Here is a 21056-nt window from a genome sequence, read left to right on the forward strand (position 1 = left end):
ACCATGCAGACGATCCGCATCAGGCACGCCGCGCTCGCGGTGGCGGCAGTCGCCGCGTTGAGCGGTTGCGCGACCGTGCAGACGCCGACCAAGGGCGATCCGCTCGAAGGCTTCAACCGGTCGATGTACAAGTTCAACGACACGGTCGACACGTACGCGCTGAAACCGGTTGCGAAGGGCTACCAGTACGTGGTGCCGCAGCCGGTGCGCGACAGCGTGACGAACTTCTTCTCGAACATCGGCGACGTCTACATCGCGGCGAACAACATCGTGCAGTTGCGGATCGCGGACGGCGTCGGCGACATCATGCGCGTCGTGATCAACACGGTGTTCGGCGTCGGCGGCCTGTTCGACGTCGCGACGATCGCGAAACTGCCGAAGCACACGGCCGACTTCGGGATCACGATGGGCCGCTACGGCATGCCGTCGGGCCCGTATCTCGTGCTGCCGCTGCTCGGCCCGAGCACGCTGCGCGACACGGCCGGCCTCGGCGTCGACTACGTCGGCAACCCGCTCACCTACGTGAAGCCGGACGGCCTGAGCTGGGGCCTGTTCGGCGTGAACCTCGTCAACACGCGGGCGAACCTGCTCGGCGCGGGCGACGTGCTGGATGCCGCGGCGCTCGACAAGTATTCGTTCGTGCGCAACGCGTACCTGCAGCGCCGCCAGATGCTGATCGACAACGCACGGGGCGAGGCCTCCACGACGTCGAGCAACGATGCGCTGCCGAAGTACGACCTGCCGGACGACGGCGCGGCGCCGGCGGCAGCCGGCGCAGCGGTAGTCGGCGGCGCGACAGCCCCGGCCGGCGCATCGGGCGCGGCCGCTCCCGCCCCGGCATCGGGCACCGCCGAAATGCCGAACCCGGCGAGCGCGACGACCGTGCCGCCGATGCAGGTGGCGCCGCCGTCGCCGGGCGGGTTCCGCTTCCCGAGCATCCGGCTGCACTGACCCGCTTACATTCGTTACAGCCGGAAACGATTCAGTCGGTAGCGCCCGCGAACTTGCGCGTAAGCTACCGGCTCCAACCTACGCATCGACTCTTCATGCAGGTCACTATGATGAAAAAACTGTTCCTGATCCCGGTTTTCGCGGCGCTGTTCTCGTTCGGCAGCGCAGCTCACGCGCAAGTCGACCAGTCGAACCCGCAGGCGCTGATCAAGACGGCGACGCAGCAGGTGCTCGACGAGGTCAAGCAGCAGACGATCAAGCAGGGCGACACCAATCGCATCATTACGATCGTCAACAAGGACATCCTGCCGTTCACCGATTTCCGCCGCACCACGCAGCTCGCGATGGGCCGCAACTGGCGCACGGCGTCGGCCGAGCAGCAGCAGCAGGTTCAGGAGCAGTTCAAGCTGCTGCTGATCCGCACGTATTCGGGCGCGCTTGCGCAGCTGAAGCCGGACCAGCAGATCCAGTATCCGCCGTTCCGCGCCGATCCGGCCGACACCGACGTCGTCGTGAAGACGGTCGCGATGAACAACGGCCAGCCGGTCCAGATCGACTACCGCCTGTACAAGACGGCCAACGGCTGGAAGGTGTACGACCTGAACGTGCTCGGCGCATGGCTGATCCAGACGTACCAGCAGCAGTTCAACGAGAAGATCCAGCAAAGCGGCGTGGACGGCCTGATCAAGTTCCTGACGCAGCGCAACCAGGAACTTGCCGCCGGCAAGCAGGCGTCGTGAGCGGCTTCGCAGCCGGCTCCTCGCTGACCGTCGCGAGCGCGAAGTCCGCGCTCGCGGACGGTCTCGCGCGCATCGACGCGGGTGCGACCGCCGTCGATTGCGCGGCGCTGACGCAGTTCGACTCGTCCGCGCTCGCCGTGCTGCTCGCATGGCAACGTGCCGCCAAAGCGCGCGGCACGACCCTCGACATCCTCAATCTCCCCTCGAAGCTCGCCAGCCTCGCGCGCGCCTACGGCGTCGACGCGCTCATCGAAGGCACCGGGCGACATTGACCCTGTCCGACCGAGGCCTGCCGCGCCAGCCGGCGCGCGCACGCTTCAGGCCGCGCGCCTCCGGCGCCGGCTCCACCAGCCGGTTTGCCCTATAATCAAGCGTTTTGCGGGGCAGCCAATCGGCGTCCGGCCCCCATTTTCTTTCGCAGCAAGCACAGAATAGGCGTCGCGGCCCTTGCGCCGCGCACAGTCATGTCAGCCATAGAAATCCGTCACGTCAAGAAGCGCTACAAATCGCTTCAGGCGCTCAAGGGCGTCAGCCTGTCGGTCGAGGAAGGCGAGTTTTTCGGTCTGCTCGGCCCGAACGGCGCAGGCAAGACCACGCTCATCAGTATCCTCGCCGGGCTTGCCCGGGCCGATGAAGGCAGTATCTCGGTGCGCGGCCACGACGTCGTCAAGGACTTCCGGGGGGCGCGCCGCGCGCTCGGCGTCGTCCCGCAGGAACTCGTGTTCGACCCGTTCTTCACCGTCCGCGAGACGCTGCGGATCCAGTCCGGCTATTTCGGGCTGCGCCGCAACGACGACTGGATCGACGAAGTGATGGCCAATCTCGACCTCACCGAGAAGGCCGACGCGAACATGCGCGCGCTGTCGGGCGGGATGAAGCGCCGCGTGCTGGTCGCGCAGGCACTCGTGCACCGGCCGCCCGTGATCGTGCTCGACGAGCCGACCGCCGGCGTCGACGTCGAACTGCGCCAGACCCTGTGGAAGTTCATCTCGCGGCTGAACCGCGAGGGCCACACGATCGTCCTGACCACCCATTACCTCGAGGAAGCCGAGTCGCTGTGCGACCGCATCGCGATGCTGCGTCGCGGTGAAGTCGTCGCGCTCGACCGCACCGACGCGCTGCTGCGCCGCTTCGCGGGGCTGCAGCTGTACCTGCGGCTGGCAACGGGCGCGCTGCCCGCCGAGCTGCGCGGGCTCGAGACGGATCCGGCCGCACGCGCGCCGGGCGAGCACCTGCTGCGTCTCGCGAGCTACGACGATGTCGAGCGGATCCTCGCGCAGTGTCGCGCGGCGGGCTGCACGTTCGACGAGATCGAAGTCCGCAAGGCCGACCTGGAGGATGTGTTCCTCCAGGTGATGAACGGGGCAGAAGTCGTCGAGGGGTTGGCATGAGCGGTTTTCAAACGCTGTTCTACAAGGAACTCCTGCGTTTCTGGAAGGTGTCGTTCCAGACGGTGTGCGCACCGATCGTGACGGCGCTGCTGTACCTGACGATCTTCGGCCACGCGCTGTCGGGCCGCGTCGAGGTGTATCCGGGCGTCGAGTACGTGAGCTTCCTGGTCCCCGGCCTCGTGATGATGAGCGTGCTGCAGAACGCGTTCGCGAACAGCTCGTCGTCGCTGATCCAGTCGAAGATCACCGGCAACCTCGTGTTCATGCTGCTGCCGCCGCTGTCCTACAAGGACATCTTCGGCGCGTACGTGCTCGCGTCCGTCGTGCGCGGGCTCGCGGTCGGCACGGGCGTGTTCGTCGTGACGATCTGGTTTATCCCGATGCATTTCGCGGCGCCGTTGTTCATCATCGCGTTCGCGCTGCTCGGCTCGGCGATCCTCGGCACGCTCGGGCTGATCGCCGGGATCTGGGCCGAGAAGTTCGACCAGCTCGCCGCGTTCCAGAACTTCCTGATCATGCCGCTGACGTTCCTGTCCGGCGTGTTCTATTCGACGCACTCGCTGCCGCCCGTGTGGCGCGAGATCTCGCGTCTCAACCCGTTTTTCTACATGATCGACGGCTTCCGTTACGGGTTCTTCGGCGCGTCCGACATCAACCCGCTCGCGAGCCTCGCGATCGTCACCGGTTTCTTCGTGCTGCTCGCGATGTTCGCGATGCGGCTGCTCGCGACCGGCTACAAACTGCGTCATTGATATCGACGGCGGCGGCCGCCACGGGCGGCGCGCGCCGACAGGAGCCCCTCATGTTGCCGACTCCCGAACAGGTCAAGCAATACATCGCCGGCGGTCTCGCCTGCACTCATCTGGAAGTCGAAGGCGACGGCCAGCATTTCTTCGCGACGATCGTGTCGGCGGCCTTCGAAGGCAAGCGGCCGATCCAGCGGCACCAGCTCGTCTATGCGGCGCTCGGCGATCGCATGAAGCAGGAAATCCACGCGCTCAGCATGAAGACGCTGACGCCCGCCGAATGGCAGAACGCATAAACCGGAACCACTGAGTGCAAGTCACCGTCAACGAGCGCGACGCCGTCCAGAGCGTCGCCACGGCACACCCGGCCGCCAACGGGGAATCGCAGGGACATGGGATGGACAAGCTGGTGATCGAAGGCGGTCGCCGGCTGTCGGGCGAGATCGTCGTGTCGGGCGCGAAGAACGCCGCGCTGCCGATCCTGTGCGCGGGGCTGCTCAGCGCCGAGCCGGTCGAGCTCGACAACGTGCCGAACCTGAAGGACGTGCGCACCACGCTGAAGGTTCTGAACCAGATGGGCGTGAAGAGCGAAACGGACGGCTGCCGCGTGCAGCTCGACGCATCGCGCGTCGACAACCTCGTCGCGCCGTACGAGCTCGTCAAGACGATGCGCGCGTCGATCCTCGTGCTCGGGCCGCTGCTCGCGCGCTTCGGCGAGGCGAAGGTGTCGCTGCCGGGCGGCTGCGCGATCGGCGCGCGGCCGGTCGACCAGCACATCAAGGGCCTGCAGGCGATGGGCGCCGAGATCAGCATCGAGCACGGCTTCATCGAGGCACGCGCGAAGCGCCTGAAGGGCGCGCGCATCGTGACCGACATGATCACGGTGACGGGGACGGAAAACCTGCTGATGGCCGCGACCCTGGCCGACGGCGAGACGGTGATCGAGAACGCGGCACGCGAGCCGGAAGTGAGCGATCTCGCACACTTGCTGGTCGCGATGGGCGCGAAAATCGACGGCATCGGCACCGACCGCCTCGTGATCCAGGGCGTCGAGCGGCTGCATGGCGCACGCCATTCGGTGATTCCCGACCGCATCGAGGCCGGCACGTTCCTGTGCGCGGTCGCGGCGGCGGGCGGCGACGTGATGCTGACGGGCGTGCGCCCGCACATCCTCGACGCGGTGATCGACAAGCTGCGCGAGGCCGGCGTGTCGATCGAGGAAGGCGACAGCTGGCTGCGCGTGAAGATGGACCGCCGCCCGTCGGCGGTGACGATCCGCACGTCGGAATACCCGGCGTTCCCGACCGACATGCAGGCGCAGTTCATGGCCCTCAATTCGGTCGCGACGGGCACCGCGCAGGTCGTCGAGACCATTTTCGAGAACCGCTTCATGCACGTGCAGGAGCTGAACCGGCTCGGCGCGAACATCACGATCGACGGCAACACGGCGCTCGTGACGGGTGTCGACAAGCTGTCCGGCGCGAACGTGATGGCGACCGACCTGCGCGCATCGGCGAGCCTCGTGATCGCCGGGCTGCGCGCCGAGGGCGAAACGCTCGTCGACCGCATCTATCACCTGGACCGCGGCTACGACCGCATGGAAACCAAACTGACCGCCGTCGGCGCGAACGTGCGCCGCCTCTCCGGGAGCCAAGCATGACCGCGCCGCTGACCCTCGCCCTGTCGAAGGGCCGGATTTTCGAGGAAACCCTGCCGCTCCTGGCGGCCGCCGGCGTGCAGGTGGCCGAGGATCCGGAAACGTCGCGCAAGCTGATCCTGCCGACGACCGACCCGAACCTGCGCGTGATCATCGTGCGTGCGAGCGACGTGCCGACCTACGTCGAATACGGCGCGGCCGATTTCGGCGTGGCCGGCAAGGACGTGCTGGTCGAGCACGGCGGCTCGGGCCTGTACCAGCCGATCGATCTGAACATTGCACGCTGCCGGATGTCGGTGGCCGTGCCGGCCGGTTTCGACTACGCGAACGCGGTGCGCCAGGGCGCGCGCCTGCGGGTCGCGACCAAGTACGTCGAAACGGCACGCGAACACTTCGCCGCGAAGGGCGTGCACGTCGACCTGATCAAGCTGTACGGCTCGATGGAGCTGGCGCCGCTGGTCGGGCTGGCCGACGCGATCGTCGACCTCGTGAGCTCGGGCGGCACGCTGAAGGCGAACAATCTGGTCGAGGTCGAGGAGATCATGGCGATCTCGTCGCGCCTCGTCGTGAACCAGGCTGCGCTGAAGTTGAAGCGCGCGGCGCTCAAGCCGATTCTCGACGCGTTCGAACGCGCGTCGCAGAATGGCAATTGAGCGCATCACCGTAACGGAACTCCCATGGCCATCACCATCCGCAAACTCGATTCGACCCGCGAAGGCTTCGACGCCGCGCTGCGTGCGGTGCTCGCGTTCGAGGCGAGCGAGGACGAAGCGATCGAGCAGTCGGTCGCGAAGATTCTCGCCGACGTGAAGTCGCGCGGCGACGCCGCGGTGCTCGAGTACACGAACCGCTTCGACCGGCTGGACGCGAGCAGCGTCGCCGCGCTCGAACTGCCGCAGGACGCGCTGCAGACGGCGCTCGACGGCCTCGCGCCGAAGGCGCGCGCGGCGCTGGAAGCCGCTGCCGCACGCGTGCGGGCGTATCACGAGAAGCAGAAGATCGAGTGCGGCACCCATAGCTGGCAGTACACGGAAAGCGACGGCACGGTGCTCGGCCAGAAGATCACGCCGCTCGACCGCGTCGGCCTGTACGTGCCGGGCGGCAAGGCCGCCTATCCGTCGTCGGTGCTGATGAACGCGATTCCCGCGCGCGTCGCGGGCGTCGGCGAGATCGTGATGGTCGTGCCGACCCCGGACGGCGTGAAGAACGACCTCGTGCTCGCCGCGGCGCTGCTCGGCGGCGTCGATCGCGTGTTCACGATCGGCGGCGCGCAGGCGGTCGGCGCGCTCGCGTACGGCACGGCCACGGTGCCGCCGGTCGACAAGATCTGCGGGCCGGGCAATGCGTACGTCGCGTCGGCGAAGCGCCGCGTGTTCGGCACGGTCGGCATCGACATGATCGCCGGCCCGTCGGAAATCCTCGTGCTGTGCGACGGCACGACCGATCCGAGCTGGGTCGCGATGGACCTGTTCTCGCAGGCTGAACACGACGAACTCGCGCAGTCGATCCTGCTGTGCCCGGACGGCGCGTTCCTCGAGCGCGTCGAGAAGGCGATCGACGAGCTGCTGCCGACGATGCCGCGCCAGGACGTGATCCGCGCGTCGCTGGAAGGCCGCGGCGCGCTGATCAAGGTGCGCGACATGGCCGAAGCGTGCCGGATCGCGAACGACATCGCGCCGGAGCACCTCGAGATCTCCGCGCTGGAGCCGCAGCAATGGGGCCAGCAGATCCGCCACGCCGGCGCGATCTTCCTCGGCCGCTACACGAGCGAAAGCCTCGGCGACTACTGCGCGGGCCCGAACCACGTGCTGCCGACGTCGCGCACCGCGCGCTTCTCGTCGCCGCTCGGCGTGTACGACTTCATCAAGCGTTCGAGCCTGATCGAAGTCAGCGCCGAAGGCGCGCAGACGCTGGGCGAGATCGCCTCCGAGCTCGCGTACGGCGAGGGGCTGCAGGCACACGCGCGCAGCGCCGAACTCCGGATGAAGGGGTGATACGCGCGCCGAAGCCGATGCCGACGCATCGGCTTCGGTCGCCCGGAGACCGAAGCAGGGCGGCAGCCGCCGCCTTGCCTACCATTTGATGCCGGCGCGACGCACGCCGGCTTGAGACCATGACGACGCCACAAGACATCATCCGCCGCGACGTGCTCGCGATGACGAGCTACCCGGTGCCCGACGCGAGCGGGTTCGTGAAGCTCGACGCGATGGAGAACCCGTATTCGCTGCCCGCGCCGCTCGCGGCCGCGCTCGGCGAGCGCCTCGCGCAGGTCGCGCTGAACCGCTACCCGGCGCCGCGCCCGGGCGCGCTGCTCGACAAGCTGCGCCACGCGATGGGCGTGCCGGCCGCGTGCGACGTGCTGCTCGGCAACGGCTCGGACGAAATCATCAGCATGATGTCGGTGGCGTGCGCGAAGCCGGGCGCGAAGGTGCTCGCGCCGGTGCCGGGCTTCGTGATGTACGAGCTGTCCGCGAAGTTCGCGCAGCTCGAATTCGTCGGCGTGCCGCTCAAGGCCGACCTGACGCTCGACGCCGACGCGATGATCGCGGCGATCGCCGAGCACCGGCCCGCGATCGTCTATCTCGCGTACCCGAACAACCCGACCGGCACGCTGTATGACGAAGCCGATGTCGAGCGGATCATCGCGGCCGCGCGGCACAGCCTGATCGTGATCGACGAGGCGTACCAGCCGTTCGCGGAGCGCTCGTGGCTGCCGCGCGCCGCCGAGTTCGACAACGTCGTCGTGATGCGCACGGTGTCGAAGCTCGGCCTCGCGGGGATCCGGCTCGGCTATCTCGCCGGGCTGCCGGCGTGGCTGACCGAGTTCGACAAGGTGCGCCCGCCGTACAACATCAACGTGCTGACCCAGGCGACCGTCGATTTCCTGCTCGACCACCTCGACGTGCTCGATGCGCAGGCGGCCGAACTGCGTGCGGAACGCACGCGCCTCGCGCAGGCCGTGGCCGCGTTGCCGGGCGCGACGGTGTTCCCGAGCGCCGGCAATTTCCTGCTGGTGCGCGTGCCGGACGCGGCGGCCGTGTTCGATGCGCTGCTCACCGAGCGGGTGCTGATCAAAAACGTGAGTAAAATGCATCCGTTGCTGGCCGAATGCGTGCGGCTGACCGTCGGTTCTCCCGACGAAAACGCGCGCCTGCTGGCTGCCTTGAAACTCGCGCTGCCCGGTTGAGCCCAGGGCGCGGCGGCGCGCGACGATCAATCCCCATTTACATCAGACTCATTCAAGGAATTGCCATGCGTGTGGCGGAAGTCGTTCGCAATACCAGCGAAACGCAGATCCGTGTGAAGCTCGATCTCGACGGTACGGGCCGGCAGAAGCTGGCCACCGGCGTGCCGTTTCTCGACCATATGCTCGATCAGATCGCGCGACACGGTCTGATCGATCTCGAGGTCGAAGCGCATGGCGATACGCATATCGACGACCACCACACGGTCGAGGATGTCGGCATCACGCTCGGTCAGGCCGTCGCGAAGGCGATCGGCGAAAGAAAGGGCATCCGCCGCTACGGTCATTCGTACGTGCCGCTCGACGAGGCGCTGTCGCGCGTCGTGATCGACTTCTCGGGCCGTCCGGGTCTCGAATTCCACGTGCCGTTCACGCGCGCGCGGATCGGCACGTTCGACGTCGACCTGTCGATCGAATTCTTCCGCGGGTTCGTGAACCACGCGGGCGTCACGCTGCACATCGACAACCTGCGCGGGATCAACGCGCACCACCAGCTCGAAACGGTGTTCAAGGCCTTCGGCCGGGCGCTGCGTGCGGCGGTGGAGCTCGACGAGCGCGCGGCGGGGCAGATTCCGTCGACGAAGGGCAGCCTCTAACTTCCCGACGGACAGGACGCCCAGGACAACCTCACGGCTTCGGCGCGGCGCGCCGGCTTGCGATGGATCTGCTCAAATCGTTCATTTCGCTGCTGGCGCTGATCAACCCGGTCGGCGCGGTACCGTTTTTCCTGAGCCTGACGGCGCAGCAGACGGACGACGAGCGACGCCGCACGATCCGGATCGCGTCGGTGTCGGTGTTCTGCGTGATGACGGTGACGACGCTGCTTGGGCAGCAGATCATCAACTTCTTCGGCATTTCGGTCGGTTCGCTCGAAGTGGGCGGCGGGATCATCATGCTGCTGATGGCGATCAACATGCTGAACGCGCAGATCGGCAACACGCGATCGACGCCCGAGGAGCGCCACGAGGCCGAGCTGAAGGACAACATCGCGGTCGTGCCGCTGGCGATTCCGCTGCTCACGGGCCCCGGCTCGATCAGCACGGTGATCATCTATGCGGCGAACTCGCATCACTGGTATGAGCGAGCCGGGCTCGTCGCGATCGGCGCGGTCCTGGCTCTGCTGTGTTTCTTCGCGATGCGGCTTGCCGAGCCGATCGCGAACTGGATCGGCCGCACCGGCATCAACATCGCCACGCGGCTGATGGGTCTGATGCTGTCGGCGCTGGCGGTGGAATTCATCGTCAATGGACTGAGGGCGCTACTGCCTGCACTGAGATGAAAACTTCGATTGCGATTGTGGATTATGGGATGGGCAACCTGCGCTCGGTCGCGCAGGCGCTCAAGAAGGCCGAACCGGCCGCCGACGTGGCGATCGTCGACACGCCGGCCGCGATTCGCGCGGCCGACCGCGTCGTGCTGCCCGGCCAGGGCGCGATGCCCGACTGCATGCGCTGCCTCGGCGAATCGGGGCTGCAGGAAGCGGTGATCGAGGCGTCGCGCACGAAGCCGCTGCTCGGCGTGTGCGTCGGCGAGCAGATGCTGTTCGACTGGAGCGCGGAAGGCGACACGAAGGGCCTGGGCCTGCTGCCCGGCAAGGTCGTGCGTTTCGAGCTCGACGGCCGGCTGCAGGACGACGGCTCGCGCTTCAAGGTGCCGCAGATGGGCTGGAACCGCGTGCGCCAGTCGCAGCCGCACCCGCTGTGGGACGGCGTGCCCGACGACGCGTATTTCTACTTCGTGCACAGCTATTACGTGAGCCCGGACAACCCGGCGCACACGGTCGGCGAAACGGCCTACGGCGCGCCGTTTACGTCCGCGGTCGCGCGGGACAATCTCTTCGCGACCCAATTCCACCCCGAGAAAAGCGCGGAAGTCGGGTTGCGTCTGTATCGCAACTTCGTACACTGGAAGCCGTGAACGTCGCGTGCGTGCCACAGTCGGTGGGCCGGAAAGGCCCGTCGTGCGGGGCTCGCCCGCCTATGAGCAGAAAGAGTTGTACTAAACTAGCGAGACGGCGCGGCACCGGTTTGGCCGGTACGCGCCGGATTCTTTTCATTTTCCACGACGACACCCGATTGCTATGTTGCTGATTCCGGCCATCGATCTCAAAGACGGTCAGTGTGTGCGCCTCAAACAGGGCGATATGGACCAGGCCACGATTTTCTCCGAGGACCCGGCGGCGATGGCCCGCAAATGGGTCGATCTCGGCGCCCGGCGGCTCCATCTGGTCGACCTGAACGGCGCATTCGCCGGCAAGCCGAAGAATCTCGAGGCGATCGAAGCGATCCTCGACGAAGTCGGCGACGAAATCCCCGTACAGCTCGGCGGCGGCATCCGCAGCCTCGAGACGATCGAGAAGTATCTCGACGCCGGCCTGTCCTACGTGATCATCGGCACGGCGGCCGTGAAGGACCCGGGCTTCCTGCAGGACGCGTGCACCGCGTTCGCCGGCAGCATCATCGTCGGGCTGGACGCGAAGGACGGCAAGGTCGCGACCGACGGCTGGAGCAAGCTGACCGGCCACGAGGTGATCGATCTCGCGCAGAAGTTCGAGGACTACGGCGTCGAGTCGATCGTCTACACGGACATCGGCCGCGACGGGATGCTGCAGGGCATCAACATCGAGGCGACCGTGAAGCTCGCGCAGGCGGTCGGCATTCCGGTGATCGCCAGCGGCGGCCTGTCGAACCTCACGGACATCGAGAACCTGTGCGAAGTGGAAGAGCACGGCGTCGAAGGCGTGATCTGCGGCCGTGCGATCTACTCCGGCGATCTCGATTTCGCGGCCGCGCAAAAGCGCGCGGACGAACTGAACGGCGAACTCGACAACGCGTAACCGCGGTGTCCCGTTCGCCGGGGCTGCCCGCAGGCGGCCCCGACCGGAAGCCTCGCGCGAGGCTTCCGCAACCGGCCGTTCCACCGCGGCCTATGGCGCACATCATGGCTCTAGCTAAACGCATCATCCCCTGCCTGGACGTGACTGCCGGGCGTGTCGTCAAGGGCGTCAACTTCGTCGAACTGCGCGATGCCGGCGACCCCGTCGAAATCGCCCGCCGTTACGACGACCAGGGCGCCGACGAACTGACGTTCCTCGACATCACCGCGACCTCCGACCAGCGCGACCTGATCCTGCCGATCATCGAAGCCGTCGCGTCGCAGGTCTTCATTCCGCTGACCGTCGGCGGCGGCGTGCGCGCCGTCGAGGACGTGCGGCGCCTGTTGAACGCCGGCGCGGACAAGGTCAGCATGAATTCGTCGGCGGTCGCGAACCCGCAGCTCGTGCGCGACGCGGCCGACAAGTACGGCTCGCAGTGCATCGTCGTCGCGATCGACGCGAAGCGCGTGTCGGCCGACGGCGAGGCGCCGCGCTGGGAAGTCTTCACGCACGGCGGCCGCAAGGGCACGGGCCTCGACGCGATCGAATGGGCGCGCAAGATGGCCGAGCTCGGCGCGGGCGAGATCCTGCTCACGAGCATGGACCGCGACGGCACGAAGTCGGGCTTCGACCTCGCGCTCACGCGCGGCGTGTCGGACGCGGTGCCGGTGCCGGTGATCGCATCGGGCGGCGTCGGCTGCCTGCAGGACCTTGCGGACGGCATCAAGGACGGCCGCGCCGACGCGGTGCTGGCGGCGAGCATCTTCCACTACGGCGAGCACACGGTCGGCGAGGCGAAGCGCTTCATGGCCGACCAGGGCATCCCGGTGAGGCTGTGATGAATACGGAAACGAAATCCCTGCCCGCGTGGCTCGACAAGGTCCGCTGGGACGACAACGGCCTCGTGCCGGTGATCGCGCAGGAAGCGTCGACGAACGACGTGCTGATGTTCGCGTGGATGAACCGCGAGGCACTGGCGAAGACGATCGAGACGCAGCGCGCGGTCTACTATTCGCGCTCGCGCAAGCGCCTGTGGTTCAAGGGCGAGGAGTCGGGCCACGTGCAGCACGTGCACGAGGTGCGGCTCGACTGCGACGAGGACGTCGTGCTGCTGAAGGTCGAGCAGGTGTCGGGCATCGCATGCCACACCGGCCGGCATTCGTGCTTCTTCCAGAAATTCGAAGGCACTGTGGACAGCGGCGACTGGGTCGCGGTCGATCCGGTGCTGAAAGACCCCGAACACATCTACAAATGACGCAATCGACCGAAGACACGCTGCTGCGCCTCGCGGCCGTGATCGATAGCCGCAAGGGCGGCGACCCCGAGCAATCGTACGTATCGCGCCTGTTCCACAAGGGTGACGACGCGGTGCTGAAGAAGATCGGCGAAGAGGCGACCGAAGTCGTGCTGGCCGCGAAGGACGTGCGCCAGGGCGGCGCGCCGACGGCGCTGGTCGGCGAGGTGGCCGATCTGTGGTTCCACTGCCTCGTCATGCTGTCGCATTTCGACCTGAGCCCGGCCGACGTGATCGCCGAACTCGAGCGCCGCGAAGGGCTGTCGGGCATCGAGGAAAAGGCGCTGCGCAAGCGCCGCGAGCGCGAGGAAAACGGCGGGTGACGGCCGATGGCCTGCCGCGCCGGCAACAGTGCGGTAAGCTGTAAGAATTGTCATCCAACGGGGGTAGCATCATGACCGATACGCCGAGCCAGTTTCCGCCACCGTCGGTGCCGGGTGCCGCGGACGCCGAGCGACTGAACGGTTTGCGCACGCTGACGCACGTGCTGTATGGCCTCTACGCGATTCATTGGCTGACGGGCGGCGTCACCGGCATCATCGCGATCATCATCAACTACGTGAAGCGCGGCGATGTGGCCGGCACGCCGTACGCCGACCATTTCGAGTGGCAGATCCGCACCTTCTGGCGCGCGCTGATCGCCTACGTGATCGGCTTCGCGCTGATGTTCGTGGCGGTGGGATTCGTCGTCATGTTTGTCACATGGATCTGGACGCTGTACCGTATCATCAAGGGTTGGCTGTACCTGAACGACAACAAGACGCTCGATCCGCAGGCCTGGTTCTGACCGGTGCGCGGGCGTTTCGCAGGAGCAACATGAGTCACGATCCGAATTGCCTGTTCTGCAAGATCGCGGCGGGCGAGATCCCGAGCGCGAAGGTGCACGAGGACGACGAATTCGTCGCGTTCCGCGACATCCGCCCGGCGGCCGAGACGCATGTGCTCGTGATTCCGCGCCGGCACTTGCCGACGTTGTCGGCGGCGAGCGAGGCCGATGCGCCGATGCTCGGCCGGCTGATGCTGCTGGTCGCGCGTCTGGCCGACCAGCTCGGCGTCGCGTATACGGGCGGCGAAACCGGTTTTCGCACGGTGATCAACACGGGCCCCGGCGGCGGGCAGGAGGTCTACCACCTGCACGCGCACATTCTGGCCGGCCCGCGCCCGTGGCTGCGGATGGGTTGACGTCGCGGGGCGTTTCCCCGCATCGATAGTCGAAGCCGGCGTGCCGCCGGCGATTTGCGCCGCGCCGCGGCATGGTTGAGGAGAGGTTTCATCATGGGTGGATTGAGCATTTGGCACTGGCTGATCGTGCTGCTGATCGTCGCGCTGGTTTTCGGTACGAAGAAGCTGCGCAACATCGGCAACGACCTCGGCAGCGCCGTGAAGGGTTTCAAGGACGGCATGAAGGAAGGCGAGACGCCGGCGGACGCGCAGCAACTGCCGCGCTCGGGCTCGGTCGACGTCAACGCGAAGGAAACGACGCGTTCCGACTCGAACAAGGCGTAACGCCGGCACGCTGACAGGCATTCTCGATGCTGGATCTCGGTCTTTCGAAGATGGCGCTGATCGGCGTCGTCGCGCTCGTGGTGCTCGGCCCCGAGCGCCTGCCGCGCGTCGCGCGTACGGCCGGCGCATTGTTCGGCCGCGCGCAGCGGTACATCAACGACGTGAAGGCCGAGGTCTCGCGCGAAATCGAACTCGACGCGCTGCGGACGATGAAGACCGATTTCGAGACGGCCGCGCGCAATGTCGAGACGACGATTCACGACAACCTGCGCGAGCACGAGAAGGAACTGAACGACACGTGGCATTCCGCGGTCGGCGGCCTTAACGAAGGCTCGGTCGATGCCGGCACGTACGGCTCCGACACGTCCGGGGCGCCGTCGTGGCGCGGCAGCACGGCGCTCGCGCCGAAGCGCCGCAACTGGCGCGTGAAACAGGCGGCGACGCCTGTCTGGTACAAGCGCGCGACGACCCGCCGCACGCACGTGCAGTCGGGCGCCGCGCGTGTCGCGCGCCACCAGCCGGCCAGCCTGCGCCGGCCGACGCGCTTCTTCTGAGCCGAGCGCATGCTCGCTCGTCAATCCTACCGAGGGCCGGTGTGAGCGACCCCCAGCAGAATCCGGGCGACGCCCCGGAAGAAACCTTCATTTCCCATCTCGTCGAGCTTCGCGATCGCATCATTCGCGCGGGGCTGGCCGTGATCGTCGTGTTCCTCGGGCTCGTGTACTGGGCGCCCGACATCTTCCGGCTGCTCGCGCGGCCGCTGATGGAAAACCTGCCGAAGGGCGGCAGGATGATCGTGACCGACGTCACCGGCTCGTTCTTCGTGCCGATGAAGGTCACGATGCTCGTCGCGCTCGTGATCGCGCTGCCGATCGTGCTGTACCAGATCTGGGCGTTCGTCGCGCCGGGGCTGTACCAGCACGAGAAGAAGCTCGTCGTGCCGCTCGTCGGCAGCAGCTACTTCCTGTTCCTGTGCGGGATGGCGTTCGCGTACTTCCTCGTGTTCCCGACGATCTTCCGCGTGATGGCGCACTACAACGCGCCGCTCGGTGCGGAGATGTCGACCGACATCGACAACTACCTGAGCTTCGTGCTCGGGATGTTCATCGCGTTCGGGGTCACGTTCGAGGTACCGATCATCGTCGTGCTGCTCGTCCGGATGGGCGTGCTGACGCTGAAGAAGCTGAAGGAGATGCGGCCGTACGTGATCGTCGGCGCGTTCGTCGTCGCGGCGGTCGTCACGCCGCCGGACGTGTTCTCGCAACTGATGCTCGCGCTGCCGCTCGTCGTGCTGTTCGAGATCGGGCTGCTGGCCGCGCGCTTCTTCGTGCCGAAGCCGACGGAAGCACCCGAGGCGGAGAACGGCGCCGCGAGTTGATGAAGCAATGGCGCGCGGCGGCCGGCACGCTGGCCGTCGTCGATCAGATCGCGCTGCAACCTTGACGCCGGGTGGTCGATCGGAAGGGGCGGACCGTGAGGGGAACGCTGCTTCACCGGCAGCTTCACCGTGGCGAAAGCGCTTCGATGCAAGGCAAAACAATAGGGCAGCCTGACCGGCTGCCCTTTTTCACTTCCATCCGCGGCCCGCGGCGCCCATGCGCCGCTGCCCGCCGGACGTCACTCGCTGTCGCTGTCCTGTTCGTCGAGCGTCTGCTTCGGCGGCGGCGGGCGCTTGCCGATCACGACGTTCACGTCGAACTCCTTGCCCTTGCGCACGACGTGCACCTTGGTCGGCGAGCCCGGCTTGATCTGCGCGACAGTGTTCAGCAACTTCGTCGTATCGGTGATCTCCTCGCCGTTCACACTCACGAGGATGTCGCCCGGCTTGATGCCGGCCTTGTCGGCCGGGCCGCCCTGCAGCACGCCCGCGACGATCGCGCCCGATTTCTGCTGGAGCCCGAACGACTCGGCGATTTCCGGCGTGACATCCTGCGGCTCGACGCCGATCCAGCCGCGCGTGACCGAGCCCGTCGTGATGATGCTTTCGAGCACGGTGCGCGCGGTCGACACGGGAATCGCGAAGCCGATGCCGAGCGAGCCGCCCGAGCGCGAGTAGATCGCCGTGTTGATGCCGAGCAGGTTGCCGTTCACGTCGACCAGCGCGCCGCCCGAGTTGCCGGGGTTGATCGGTGCGTCGGTCTGGATGAAGTTCTCGAACGTGTTGATGCCGAGGTGATTGCGGCCGAGCGCGCTGATGATCCCCATCGTGACCGTCTGGCCGACGCCGAACGGGTTGCCGATCGCGAGCACGACGTCGCCGACCCGCGACTGGTCCGAACGGCCGAGCGTGATCGTCGGCAGGTTCGTCATGTTGATCTTCAGCACGGCAAGGTCGGTTTCGGGATCGCTGCCGATCACCTTCGCGGTGGCCGTGCGGCCGTCGGCGAGCGCGACTTCGATCTGGTCGGCGCCGTCCACGACGTGCTGGTTCGTTAGAATGTAACCTTCAGGGCTCACGATAACGCCCGAGCCAAGGTTGGCGGCCGGTTCGTCCTGCTGCTTGCGGGCGTTGCGGTCGCCGAAGAAGTAGCGGAACAGCGGATCCTTCGCGCGCGGATCGGGCGGCAGCGATCCGTCCTTGCTGGAGAAGACGTTGACGACGGCGGGCATCGCCTTTTGCGCGGCTTCCGCGTACGACGTGGTCGCGGGTGCGCCGCCGATGCCCGGCGCGACTTCCCGCAGCGCGACGATCGGCGTGGCGAGCTGCTTGCCGAGCTGTCCTTGCCGTTGCAGCCATTGCGGCTTGAGCGTCACGACGATGAACATCAGCGCGAGCAGTACGGTTACCGCCTGCGCGAAGAACAGCCAGAAGCGTCTAAGCATCTGAATGGATTAGAGGTTTATATGGATCGGATCGAACTTGAATTGTACTTGAACAATACCCTTGAAATCGCGCGCTTCAAGGACTATTGCCCGAACGGCCTCCAGGTCGAGGGGCGCCGCAAGATCGAAAAGATCGCCACCGGCGTGACGGCGTCGGTCGCGTTCCTCGAAGCCGCGCTCGAATGGGGGGCGGATGCCGTGCTCGTCCATCACGGCTATTTCTGGCGCAACGAGGCGCCGCAGATCACCGGCCGCAAGTACCAGCGCCTGAAGCTGCTGCTCGCGAACGACCTGAACCTGTTCGCGTTCCACCTGCCGCTCGACGCGCACCCCGAATTCGGCAACAACGCGCAGCTCGGCCAGAAGCTCGGGCTGCTCGGCGAGCAGCGTTTCGGCGACGGCGACCTCGGCTGGATGGCCACGCTGCCGATGCCCGTCTCGCTCGAGCACTTCGTCGCGAAGGTCGAGCGCACGCTCGGCCGCACGCCGCTCGTGCTGGGCGATCCGGACATGCAGTTGCGCCGCATCGCGTGGTGCACCGGCGCCGCGCAAAGCTACTTCGACGCGGCGATCGAGGCCGGCGCCGACGTGTTCCTGACCGGCGAGGTGTCGGAATCCGTCACGCACGCGTCGGCCGAAAGCGGCGTCGCGTTCGTTGCGGCAGGGCACCATGCGACCGAACGCTACGGAATCCAGGCGCTGGGCGCCCACTTGTCCGAAGAATTCGATATCGAACACCTTTTTATCGACATTCATAATCCGGTCTGAGCGACGGATTTGCGGCAGCGCATCGAAATTTCGCAATGTAGCGGATGCTTAAAAGCGAAATGATTTAATCGCTCCGATAGTGGGGGAAAACCCTTAACTATCAACTACTTCGAAGGGATTTTCGTCTCCGGGCCTTGTAAATGGCGACTCCATTCGCGCAAACTAGCGGCGGAATGGAAAGTCGTGACGGAAAATCCAACTCAGAAGTGGGGCGTGTGATGCGAGACAAGGAAGAGAAACGCGTCGACAGCGGCCGCCGTACCTGGCTGATTGCGACATCCGTAGCAGGTGGCGTGGGAGGCGTAGCCACCGTCATACCTTTCGCGGCGTCGCTCGCGCCGTCCGCGAAAGCGAAAGCGGCCGGTGCACCGGTCGAGGTCGACATCAGCGGCCTGAAGCCCGGCGAGATGGTCACCGTGCCGTGGCGCGGCAAGCCGGTCTGGATCCTGAATCGCACCGACGACATGCTGACCGACATCGTCAAGGCCGACAAGGAAGTGGCCGATCCGACCTCGAAATCCCCGTATTCGATGCCGTTGCCCGCGTATTGCGCGAACGAATATCGCTCGCGGGCCGATCGCAAGAACATTCTCGTCGTGATGGCCGTGTGTACGCACCTCGGCTGCACGCCTAGCCAACGCTTCACGCCGGGTCCGCAGCCGAACCTGCCGGACGACTGGCCGGGCGGTTTCCTGTGCCCGTGCCACGGTTCGACCTACGACCTCGCCGGCCGCGTGTTCAAGAACAAGCCGGCGCCTCAGAATCTCGACATCCCGCCCTACATGTTCACGTCGGCGACGACCCTCGTGATCGGCAAGGACGAGAAAGGAGAAGCGTGATGGCCGACAACAAGGAAGTCTCCACGACAGGTCTCACCGGCTGGATCGACCAGCGCTTCCCGCTCACGTCCACCTGGAAGAAGCACGTTTCCGAGTACTACGCGCCGAAGAACTTCAACTTCTGGTACTTCTTCGGCTCCCTCGCGCTGCTGGTGCTCGTCAACCAGATCGTCACGGGCATCTTCCTGACGATGAACTACAAGCCCGACTCGACGCTCGCGTTCGCGTCGGTCGAGTACATCATGCGCGAGGTGCCGTGGGGCTGGCTGATCCGCTACATGCACTCGACCGGCGCATCGATGTTCTTCGTGGTCGTGTACCTGCACATGTTCCGCGGGCTGATGTACGGGTCGTACCGCAAGCCGCGCGAGCTCGTGTGGATCTTCGGCTGCGCGATCTTCCTGTGCCTGATGGCCGAGGCGTTCTTCGGCTACCTGCTGCCGTGGGGCCAGATGTCGTTCTGGGGCGCGCAGGTGATCGTGAACCTGTTCTCGGCGATTCCGTTCGTCGGCCCGGACCTGTCGTTGTGGATCCGCGGCGACTACGTCGTGTCCGACGTCACGCTGAACCGCTTCTTCGCGTTCCATGTGATCGCGATTCCGCTCGTGCTGGTCGGCCTCGTGATCGCGCACCTCGTCGCGCTGCACGAAGTGGGGTCAAATAACCCGGACGGCATCGAGATCAAGGCGAAGAAGGACGCGAACGGCGTGCCGCTCGACGGCATCCCGTTCCATCCGTACTACTCGGTGCACGATTTCTTCGGTGTCTGCGTGTTCCTGATGGTGTTCGCGCTGATCGTGTTCTTCTCGCCGGAGATGGGCGGCTACTTCCTCGAGTCGAACAACTTCGTCCCGGCGAACCCGCTGCAGACGCCGCCGGAGATCGCGCCGGTCTGGTACTTCACCGCGTTCTACGCGATGCTGCGCGCGACCACCGATCCGTTCAAGATCGTGCTGATGATCGTGATCGCGCTGCTCGGCGTGCTCGCGCTGATTCGCGCGCGCGGCAAGTGGAAGGTCGGGCTGCCGGTGCTGGCTGCCGCGATCGTCGTGTTCATGTTCCTGACCGAATCGAAGTTCTGGGGCGTCGTCGTGATGGGTTCGGCGGTGATCACGCTGTTCTTCCTGCCGTGGCTCGACCGCAGCCCGGTGAAGTCGATCCGCTACCGGCCGCTGTTCCACAAGGTGTTCCTCGGGATTTTCGTCGCGGCGTTCCTGACCCTCGCGTTCCTCGGCACGCGGCCGCCATCGCCGGTCTCGACGCTGATCGCGCAGGGCTGCGCGCTGATCTACTTCGCGTTCTTCCTCGGCATGCCCGTCTGGACGCCGCTTGGCACGTTCAAGCAGCCGCCGGAGCGGGTGCGCTTCAAGCCCCATTAACGTGAGCGAGGAGAGAACGACATGAAGAAACTGCTTTCGACGCTCGCACTGATCGGGGCGACGGCCGTTGCGCTGCTGGCGGCGCCGGCCGTACGCGCGGAAGGTAATTTTCCGCTCGACCGGGCGCCCGATAACACGGAAAATCTCGTTTCGCTTCAGCACGGCGCGCAATTGTTTGTAAACTATTGCCTGAACTGCCACAGCGCGAACCTGATGCGCTACAACCGTCTGACGGATCTGGGCATATCCCCGAAGGAGATCGAAACGAATCTCCTGTTCACGACCGACAAGGTCGGGAACACGATGTCCGTCGCGATGCGGCCCGAAGACGCGAAGAACTGGCTCGGCACCATGCCGCCCGACCTGTCGGTCGAGGAGCGGGCGCGCGGCCGCGACTGGCTTTACACGTATCTGCGGAGTTTCTACCGCGACGATGCGCGGCCGAGCGGCTGGAACAACGCGGTGTTCGAGAACGTCGGCATGCCCCATGTATTGTGGCAACTGCAGGGGCAGCGCACTGCCAAATTCGAAGACAAGACGGACGAGGAGACGGGCGAGAAGGTTCACACGCTCGTCGGCTTCCAGCAGGTCACGCCGGGGACGTTGTCGTCGCCGGACTATGATGCTGCGGTGGCCGACCTGGTGGCCTATATGACATGGATGTCCGAGCCGGCCCAGCAGACCCGCAAACGCCTCGGCGTGTGGGTGCTGGTCTTTCTCGGCGTCCTGACTTTCCTGTCCTGGCGGCTCAATGCCGCGTACTGGAAAGATATCAAGTAAACACGCCTGATCGGCGTGGGGCCGGCGCAAGGCGGAACCCGTGAAAGGGGTTCCGCCGCGTGC

The 21056-nt window shown here is 66.1% G+C and carries 27 protein-coding genes; 26 read left to right on the forward strand and 1 reads right to left on the reverse strand.

The window, feature by feature from the left end; all coding sequences use genetic code 11:
* Window positions 1-3 precede the first annotated feature (3 nt).
* From U5771_RS26245 to tatC, 22 genes are all read left to right on the forward strand, one after another.
* The gene (locus U5771_RS26245; RefSeq protein WP_322026699.1) at window positions 4-951 is read left to right on the forward strand and encodes a VacJ family lipoprotein; all 948 of its coding nucleotides are present in this window, start codon (window positions 4-6) and stop codon (window positions 949-951) included.
* A 110-nt stretch (window positions 952-1061) separates the two neighbouring features.
* Window positions 1062-1691 (forward strand): ABC transporter substrate-binding protein, encoded by a 630-nt coding sequence (locus U5771_RS26250; protein WP_322026669.1) that lies wholly within the window; start codon window positions 1062-1064, stop codon window positions 1689-1691.
* Window positions 1688-1963: a lipid asymmetry maintenance protein MlaB gene (locus tag U5771_RS26255; protein WP_322026670.1), complete on the forward strand. Its 276-nt coding sequence runs from the start codon at window positions 1688-1690 to the stop codon at window positions 1961-1963. Before U5771_RS26250 ends, U5771_RS26255 begins: the two co-directional genes overlap by 4 nt.
* 192 nt (window positions 1964-2155) lie before the next feature.
* On the forward strand, window positions 2156-3082 hold the full coding sequence (locus U5771_RS26260; protein ID WP_322026671.1) for an ABC transporter ATP-binding protein: 927 nt from the start codon (window positions 2156-2158) through the stop codon (window positions 3080-3082).
* A complete protein-coding gene (locus tag U5771_RS26265; protein ID WP_322026672.1) occupies window positions 3079-3834 on the forward strand; it encodes an ABC transporter permease in 756 nt (251 codons plus the stop codon). Before U5771_RS26260 ends, U5771_RS26265 begins: the two co-directional genes overlap by 4 nt.
* A 50-nt stretch (window positions 3835-3884) precedes the next feature.
* The gene (locus U5771_RS26270) at window positions 3885-4124 is read left to right on the forward strand and encodes a BolA family protein (protein WP_006477131.1); all 240 of its coding nucleotides are present in this window, start codon (window positions 3885-3887) and stop codon (window positions 4122-4124) included.
* Window positions 4125-4138: 14 nt separating this feature from the next.
* Window positions 4139-5488: a UDP-N-acetylglucosamine 1-carboxyvinyltransferase gene (murA, locus tag U5771_RS26275; protein WP_059535635.1), complete on the forward strand. Its 1350-nt coding sequence runs from the start codon at window positions 4139-4141 to the stop codon at window positions 5486-5488.
* Window positions 5485-6138 carry an ATP phosphoribosyltransferase gene (gene hisG, locus U5771_RS26280; protein WP_006751807.1) on the forward strand — a complete coding sequence of 218 codons (654 nt, stop codon included), beginning with the start codon at window positions 5485-5487 and terminating at the stop codon, window positions 6136-6138. Before murA ends, hisG begins: the two co-directional genes overlap by 4 nt.
* A 24-nt stretch (window positions 6139-6162) precedes the next feature.
* Window positions 6163-7479 (forward strand): histidinol dehydrogenase, encoded by a 1317-nt coding sequence (gene hisD / locus U5771_RS26285; protein ID WP_322026673.1) that lies wholly within the window; start codon window positions 6163-6165, stop codon window positions 7477-7479.
* 119 nt (window positions 7480-7598) lie between these two features.
* Complete coding sequence (hisC, locus tag U5771_RS26290) at window positions 7599-8672, forward strand: histidinol-phosphate transaminase (protein WP_322026674.1); 1074 nt, start codon at window positions 7599-7601, stop codon at window positions 8670-8672.
* A gap of 65 nt (window positions 8673-8737) precedes the next feature.
* On the forward strand, window positions 8738-9325 hold the full coding sequence (gene hisB / locus U5771_RS26295; RefSeq protein WP_322026675.1) for an imidazoleglycerol-phosphate dehydratase HisB: 588 nt from the start codon (window positions 8738-8740) through the stop codon (window positions 9323-9325).
* Window positions 9326-9387: 62 nt separating this feature from the next.
* On the forward strand, window positions 9388-10008 hold the full coding sequence (locus U5771_RS26300) for a YchE family NAAT transporter (RefSeq protein ID WP_322026676.1): 621 nt from the start codon (window positions 9388-9390) through the stop codon (window positions 10006-10008).
* Window positions 10005-10646, forward strand: coding sequence for an imidazole glycerol phosphate synthase subunit HisH (gene hisH, locus U5771_RS26305; protein WP_044845955.1), 642 nt, complete (start codon window positions 10005-10007; stop codon window positions 10644-10646). Before U5771_RS26300 ends, hisH begins: the two co-directional genes overlap by 4 nt.
* A gap of 163 nt (window positions 10647-10809) precedes the next feature.
* Window positions 10810-11565: a 1-(5-phosphoribosyl)-5-[(5-phosphoribosylamino)methylideneamino]imidazole-4-carboxamide isomerase gene (gene hisA, locus U5771_RS26310; RefSeq protein ID WP_043191766.1), complete on the forward strand. Its 756-nt coding sequence runs from the start codon at window positions 10810-10812 to the stop codon at window positions 11563-11565.
* 104 nt (window positions 11566-11669) lie between these two features.
* Window positions 11670-12443, forward strand: a complete 774-nt coding sequence (gene hisF, locus U5771_RS26315; protein WP_322026677.1) for an imidazole glycerol phosphate synthase subunit HisF — start codon at window positions 11670-11672, stop codon at window positions 12441-12443.
* Window positions 12443-12859, forward strand: coding sequence for a phosphoribosyl-AMP cyclohydrolase (hisI, locus tag U5771_RS26320; RefSeq protein WP_044845954.1), 417 nt, complete (start codon window positions 12443-12445; stop codon window positions 12857-12859). Before hisF ends, hisI begins: the two co-directional genes overlap by 1 nt.
* The gene (locus U5771_RS26325) at window positions 12856-13221 is read left to right on the forward strand and encodes a phosphoribosyl-ATP diphosphatase (RefSeq protein ID WP_044845953.1); all 366 of its coding nucleotides are present in this window, start codon (window positions 12856-12858) and stop codon (window positions 13219-13221) included. The genes hisI and U5771_RS26325 overlap by 4 nt, the downstream gene beginning before the upstream one ends.
* 71 nt (window positions 13222-13292) lie before the next feature.
* Window positions 13293-13685, forward strand: coding sequence for a hypothetical protein (locus tag U5771_RS26330; RefSeq protein WP_322026678.1), 393 nt, complete (start codon window positions 13293-13295; stop codon window positions 13683-13685).
* 29 nt (window positions 13686-13714) lie between these two features.
* Window positions 13715-14080, forward strand: coding sequence for a histidine triad nucleotide-binding protein (locus U5771_RS26335; protein WP_166722065.1), 366 nt, complete (start codon window positions 13715-13717; stop codon window positions 14078-14080).
* A 93-nt stretch (window positions 14081-14173) separates the two neighbouring features.
* Complete coding sequence (gene tatA / locus U5771_RS26340; protein WP_034183658.1) at window positions 14174-14404, forward strand: Sec-independent protein translocase subunit TatA; 231 nt, start codon at window positions 14174-14176, stop codon at window positions 14402-14404.
* Window positions 14405-14430: 26 nt separating this feature from the next.
* Window positions 14431-14958 carry a Sec-independent protein translocase protein TatB gene (tatB, locus tag U5771_RS26345; RefSeq protein WP_322026679.1) on the forward strand — a complete coding sequence of 176 codons (528 nt, stop codon included), beginning with the start codon at window positions 14431-14433 and terminating at the stop codon, window positions 14956-14958.
* A gap of 41 nt (window positions 14959-14999) precedes the next feature.
* Window positions 15000-15782, forward strand: coding sequence for a twin-arginine translocase subunit TatC (tatC, locus tag U5771_RS26350; protein ID WP_322026680.1), 783 nt, complete (start codon window positions 15000-15002; stop codon window positions 15780-15782).
* A 239-nt stretch (window positions 15783-16021) separates the two neighbouring features.
* Here tatC and U5771_RS26355 read toward each other — a convergent pair whose 3' ends face one another.
* Window positions 16022-17227 carry a S1C family serine protease gene (locus U5771_RS26355; RefSeq protein ID WP_322026681.1) on the reverse strand — a complete coding sequence of 402 codons (1206 nt, stop codon included), beginning with the start codon at window positions 17225-17227 and terminating at the stop codon, window positions 16022-16024.
* 21 nt (window positions 17228-17248) lie between these two features.
* On the opposite strand from U5771_RS26355, the gene U5771_RS26360 reads away from it, so the two are divergent.
* The 4 genes from U5771_RS26360 to U5771_RS26375 all read left to right on the forward strand — a co-directional run bounded on the left by U5771_RS26360 (window position 17249) and on the right by U5771_RS26375 (window position 20993).
* Complete coding sequence (locus U5771_RS26360) at window positions 17249-17995, forward strand: Nif3-like dinuclear metal center hexameric protein (protein WP_322026682.1); 747 nt, start codon at window positions 17249-17251, stop codon at window positions 17993-17995.
* Between the two features lie 218 nt (window positions 17996-18213).
* Window positions 18214-18834 carry a ubiquinol-cytochrome c reductase iron-sulfur subunit gene (gene petA, locus U5771_RS26365; protein WP_322026683.1) on the forward strand — a complete coding sequence of 207 codons (621 nt, stop codon included), beginning with the start codon at window positions 18214-18216 and terminating at the stop codon, window positions 18832-18834.
* Window positions 18831-20213: a cytochrome bc complex cytochrome b subunit gene (locus U5771_RS26370; protein ID WP_322026684.1), complete on the forward strand. Its 1383-nt coding sequence runs from the start codon at window positions 18831-18833 to the stop codon at window positions 20211-20213. Before petA ends, U5771_RS26370 begins: the two co-directional genes overlap by 4 nt.
* Before the next feature lie 21 nt (window positions 20214-20234).
* Window positions 20235-20993, forward strand: a complete 759-nt coding sequence (locus U5771_RS26375) for a cytochrome c1 (RefSeq protein WP_322026685.1) — start codon at window positions 20235-20237, stop codon at window positions 20991-20993.
* Window positions 20994-21056: the final 63 nt, after the last annotated feature.

The sequence above is a fragment of the Burkholderia sp. BCC1977 genome, from assembly GCF_905339595.1.
GTDB lineage: Bacteria > Pseudomonadota > Gammaproteobacteria > Burkholderiales > Burkholderiaceae > Burkholderia.

Excerpts from the sequence above, each read along its gene's own strand:
- U5771_RS26260 (WP_322026671.1), top strand. The coding sequence starts at position 2,156 with ATGTCAGCCATAGAAATCCGTCACGTCAAGAAGCGCTACAAATCGCTT.
- hisH (WP_044845955.1), top strand. The coding sequence starts at position 10,005 with ATGAAAACTTCGATTGCGATTGTGGATTATGGGATGGGCAACCTGCGC.
- hisC (WP_322026674.1), top strand. The coding sequence starts at position 7,599 with ATGACGACGCCACAAGACATCATCCGCCGCGACGTGCTCGCGATGACG.
- hisB (WP_322026675.1), top strand. The coding sequence starts at position 8,738 with ATGCGTGTGGCGGAAGTCGTTCGCAATACCAGCGAAACGCAGATCCGT.
- U5771_RS26360 (WP_322026682.1), top strand. The coding sequence starts at position 17,249 with ATGGATCGGATCGAACTTGAATTGTACTTGAACAATACCCTTGAAATC.
- hisD (WP_322026673.1), top strand. The coding sequence starts at position 6,163 with ATGGCCATCACCATCCGCAAACTCGATTCGACCCGCGAAGGCTTCGAC.
- U5771_RS26265 (WP_322026672.1), top strand. The coding sequence starts at position 3,079 with ATGAGCGGTTTTCAAACGCTGTTCTACAAGGAACTCCTGCGTTTCTGG.
- U5771_RS26245 (WP_322026699.1), top strand. The coding sequence starts at position 4 with ATGCAGACGATCCGCATCAGGCACGCCGCGCTCGCGGTGGCGGCAGTC.
- U5771_RS26325 (WP_044845953.1), top strand. The coding sequence starts at position 12,856 with ATGACGCAATCGACCGAAGACACGCTGCTGCGCCTCGCGGCCGTGATC.
- U5771_RS26335 (WP_166722065.1), top strand. The coding sequence starts at position 13,715 with ATGAGTCACGATCCGAATTGCCTGTTCTGCAAGATCGCGGCGGGCGAG.
- petA (WP_322026683.1), top strand. The coding sequence starts at position 18,214 with ATGCGAGACAAGGAAGAGAAACGCGTCGACAGCGGCCGCCGTACCTGG.
- U5771_RS26375 (WP_322026685.1), top strand. The coding sequence starts at position 20,235 with ATGAAGAAACTGCTTTCGACGCTCGCACTGATCGGGGCGACGGCCGTT.
- hisF (WP_322026677.1), top strand. The coding sequence starts at position 11,670 with ATGGCTCTAGCTAAACGCATCATCCCCTGCCTGGACGTGACTGCCGGG.
- hisG (WP_006751807.1), top strand. The coding sequence starts at position 5,485 with ATGACCGCGCCGCTGACCCTCGCCCTGTCGAAGGGCCGGATTTTCGAG.
- U5771_RS26300 (WP_322026676.1), top strand. The coding sequence starts at position 9,388 with ATGGATCTGCTCAAATCGTTCATTTCGCTGCTGGCGCTGATCAACCCG.
- U5771_RS26250 (WP_322026669.1), top strand. The coding sequence starts at position 1,062 with ATGAAAAAACTGTTCCTGATCCCGGTTTTCGCGGCGCTGTTCTCGTTC.
- U5771_RS26330 (WP_322026678.1), top strand. The coding sequence starts at position 13,293 with ATGACCGATACGCCGAGCCAGTTTCCGCCACCGTCGGTGCCGGGTGCC.
- hisI (WP_044845954.1), top strand. The coding sequence starts at position 12,443 with ATGAATACGGAAACGAAATCCCTGCCCGCGTGGCTCGACAAGGTCCGC.
- hisA (WP_043191766.1), top strand. The coding sequence starts at position 10,810 with ATGTTGCTGATTCCGGCCATCGATCTCAAAGACGGTCAGTGTGTGCGC.
- U5771_RS26270 (WP_006477131.1), top strand. The coding sequence starts at position 3,885 with ATGTTGCCGACTCCCGAACAGGTCAAGCAATACATCGCCGGCGGTCTC.
- tatA (WP_034183658.1), top strand. The coding sequence starts at position 14,174 with ATGGGTGGATTGAGCATTTGGCACTGGCTGATCGTGCTGCTGATCGTC.
- tatB (WP_322026679.1), top strand. The coding sequence starts at position 14,431 with ATGCTGGATCTCGGTCTTTCGAAGATGGCGCTGATCGGCGTCGTCGCG.
- U5771_RS26355 (WP_322026681.1), bottom strand. The coding sequence starts at position 17,227 with ATGCTTAGACGCTTCTGGCTGTTCTTCGCGCAGGCGGTAACCGTACTG.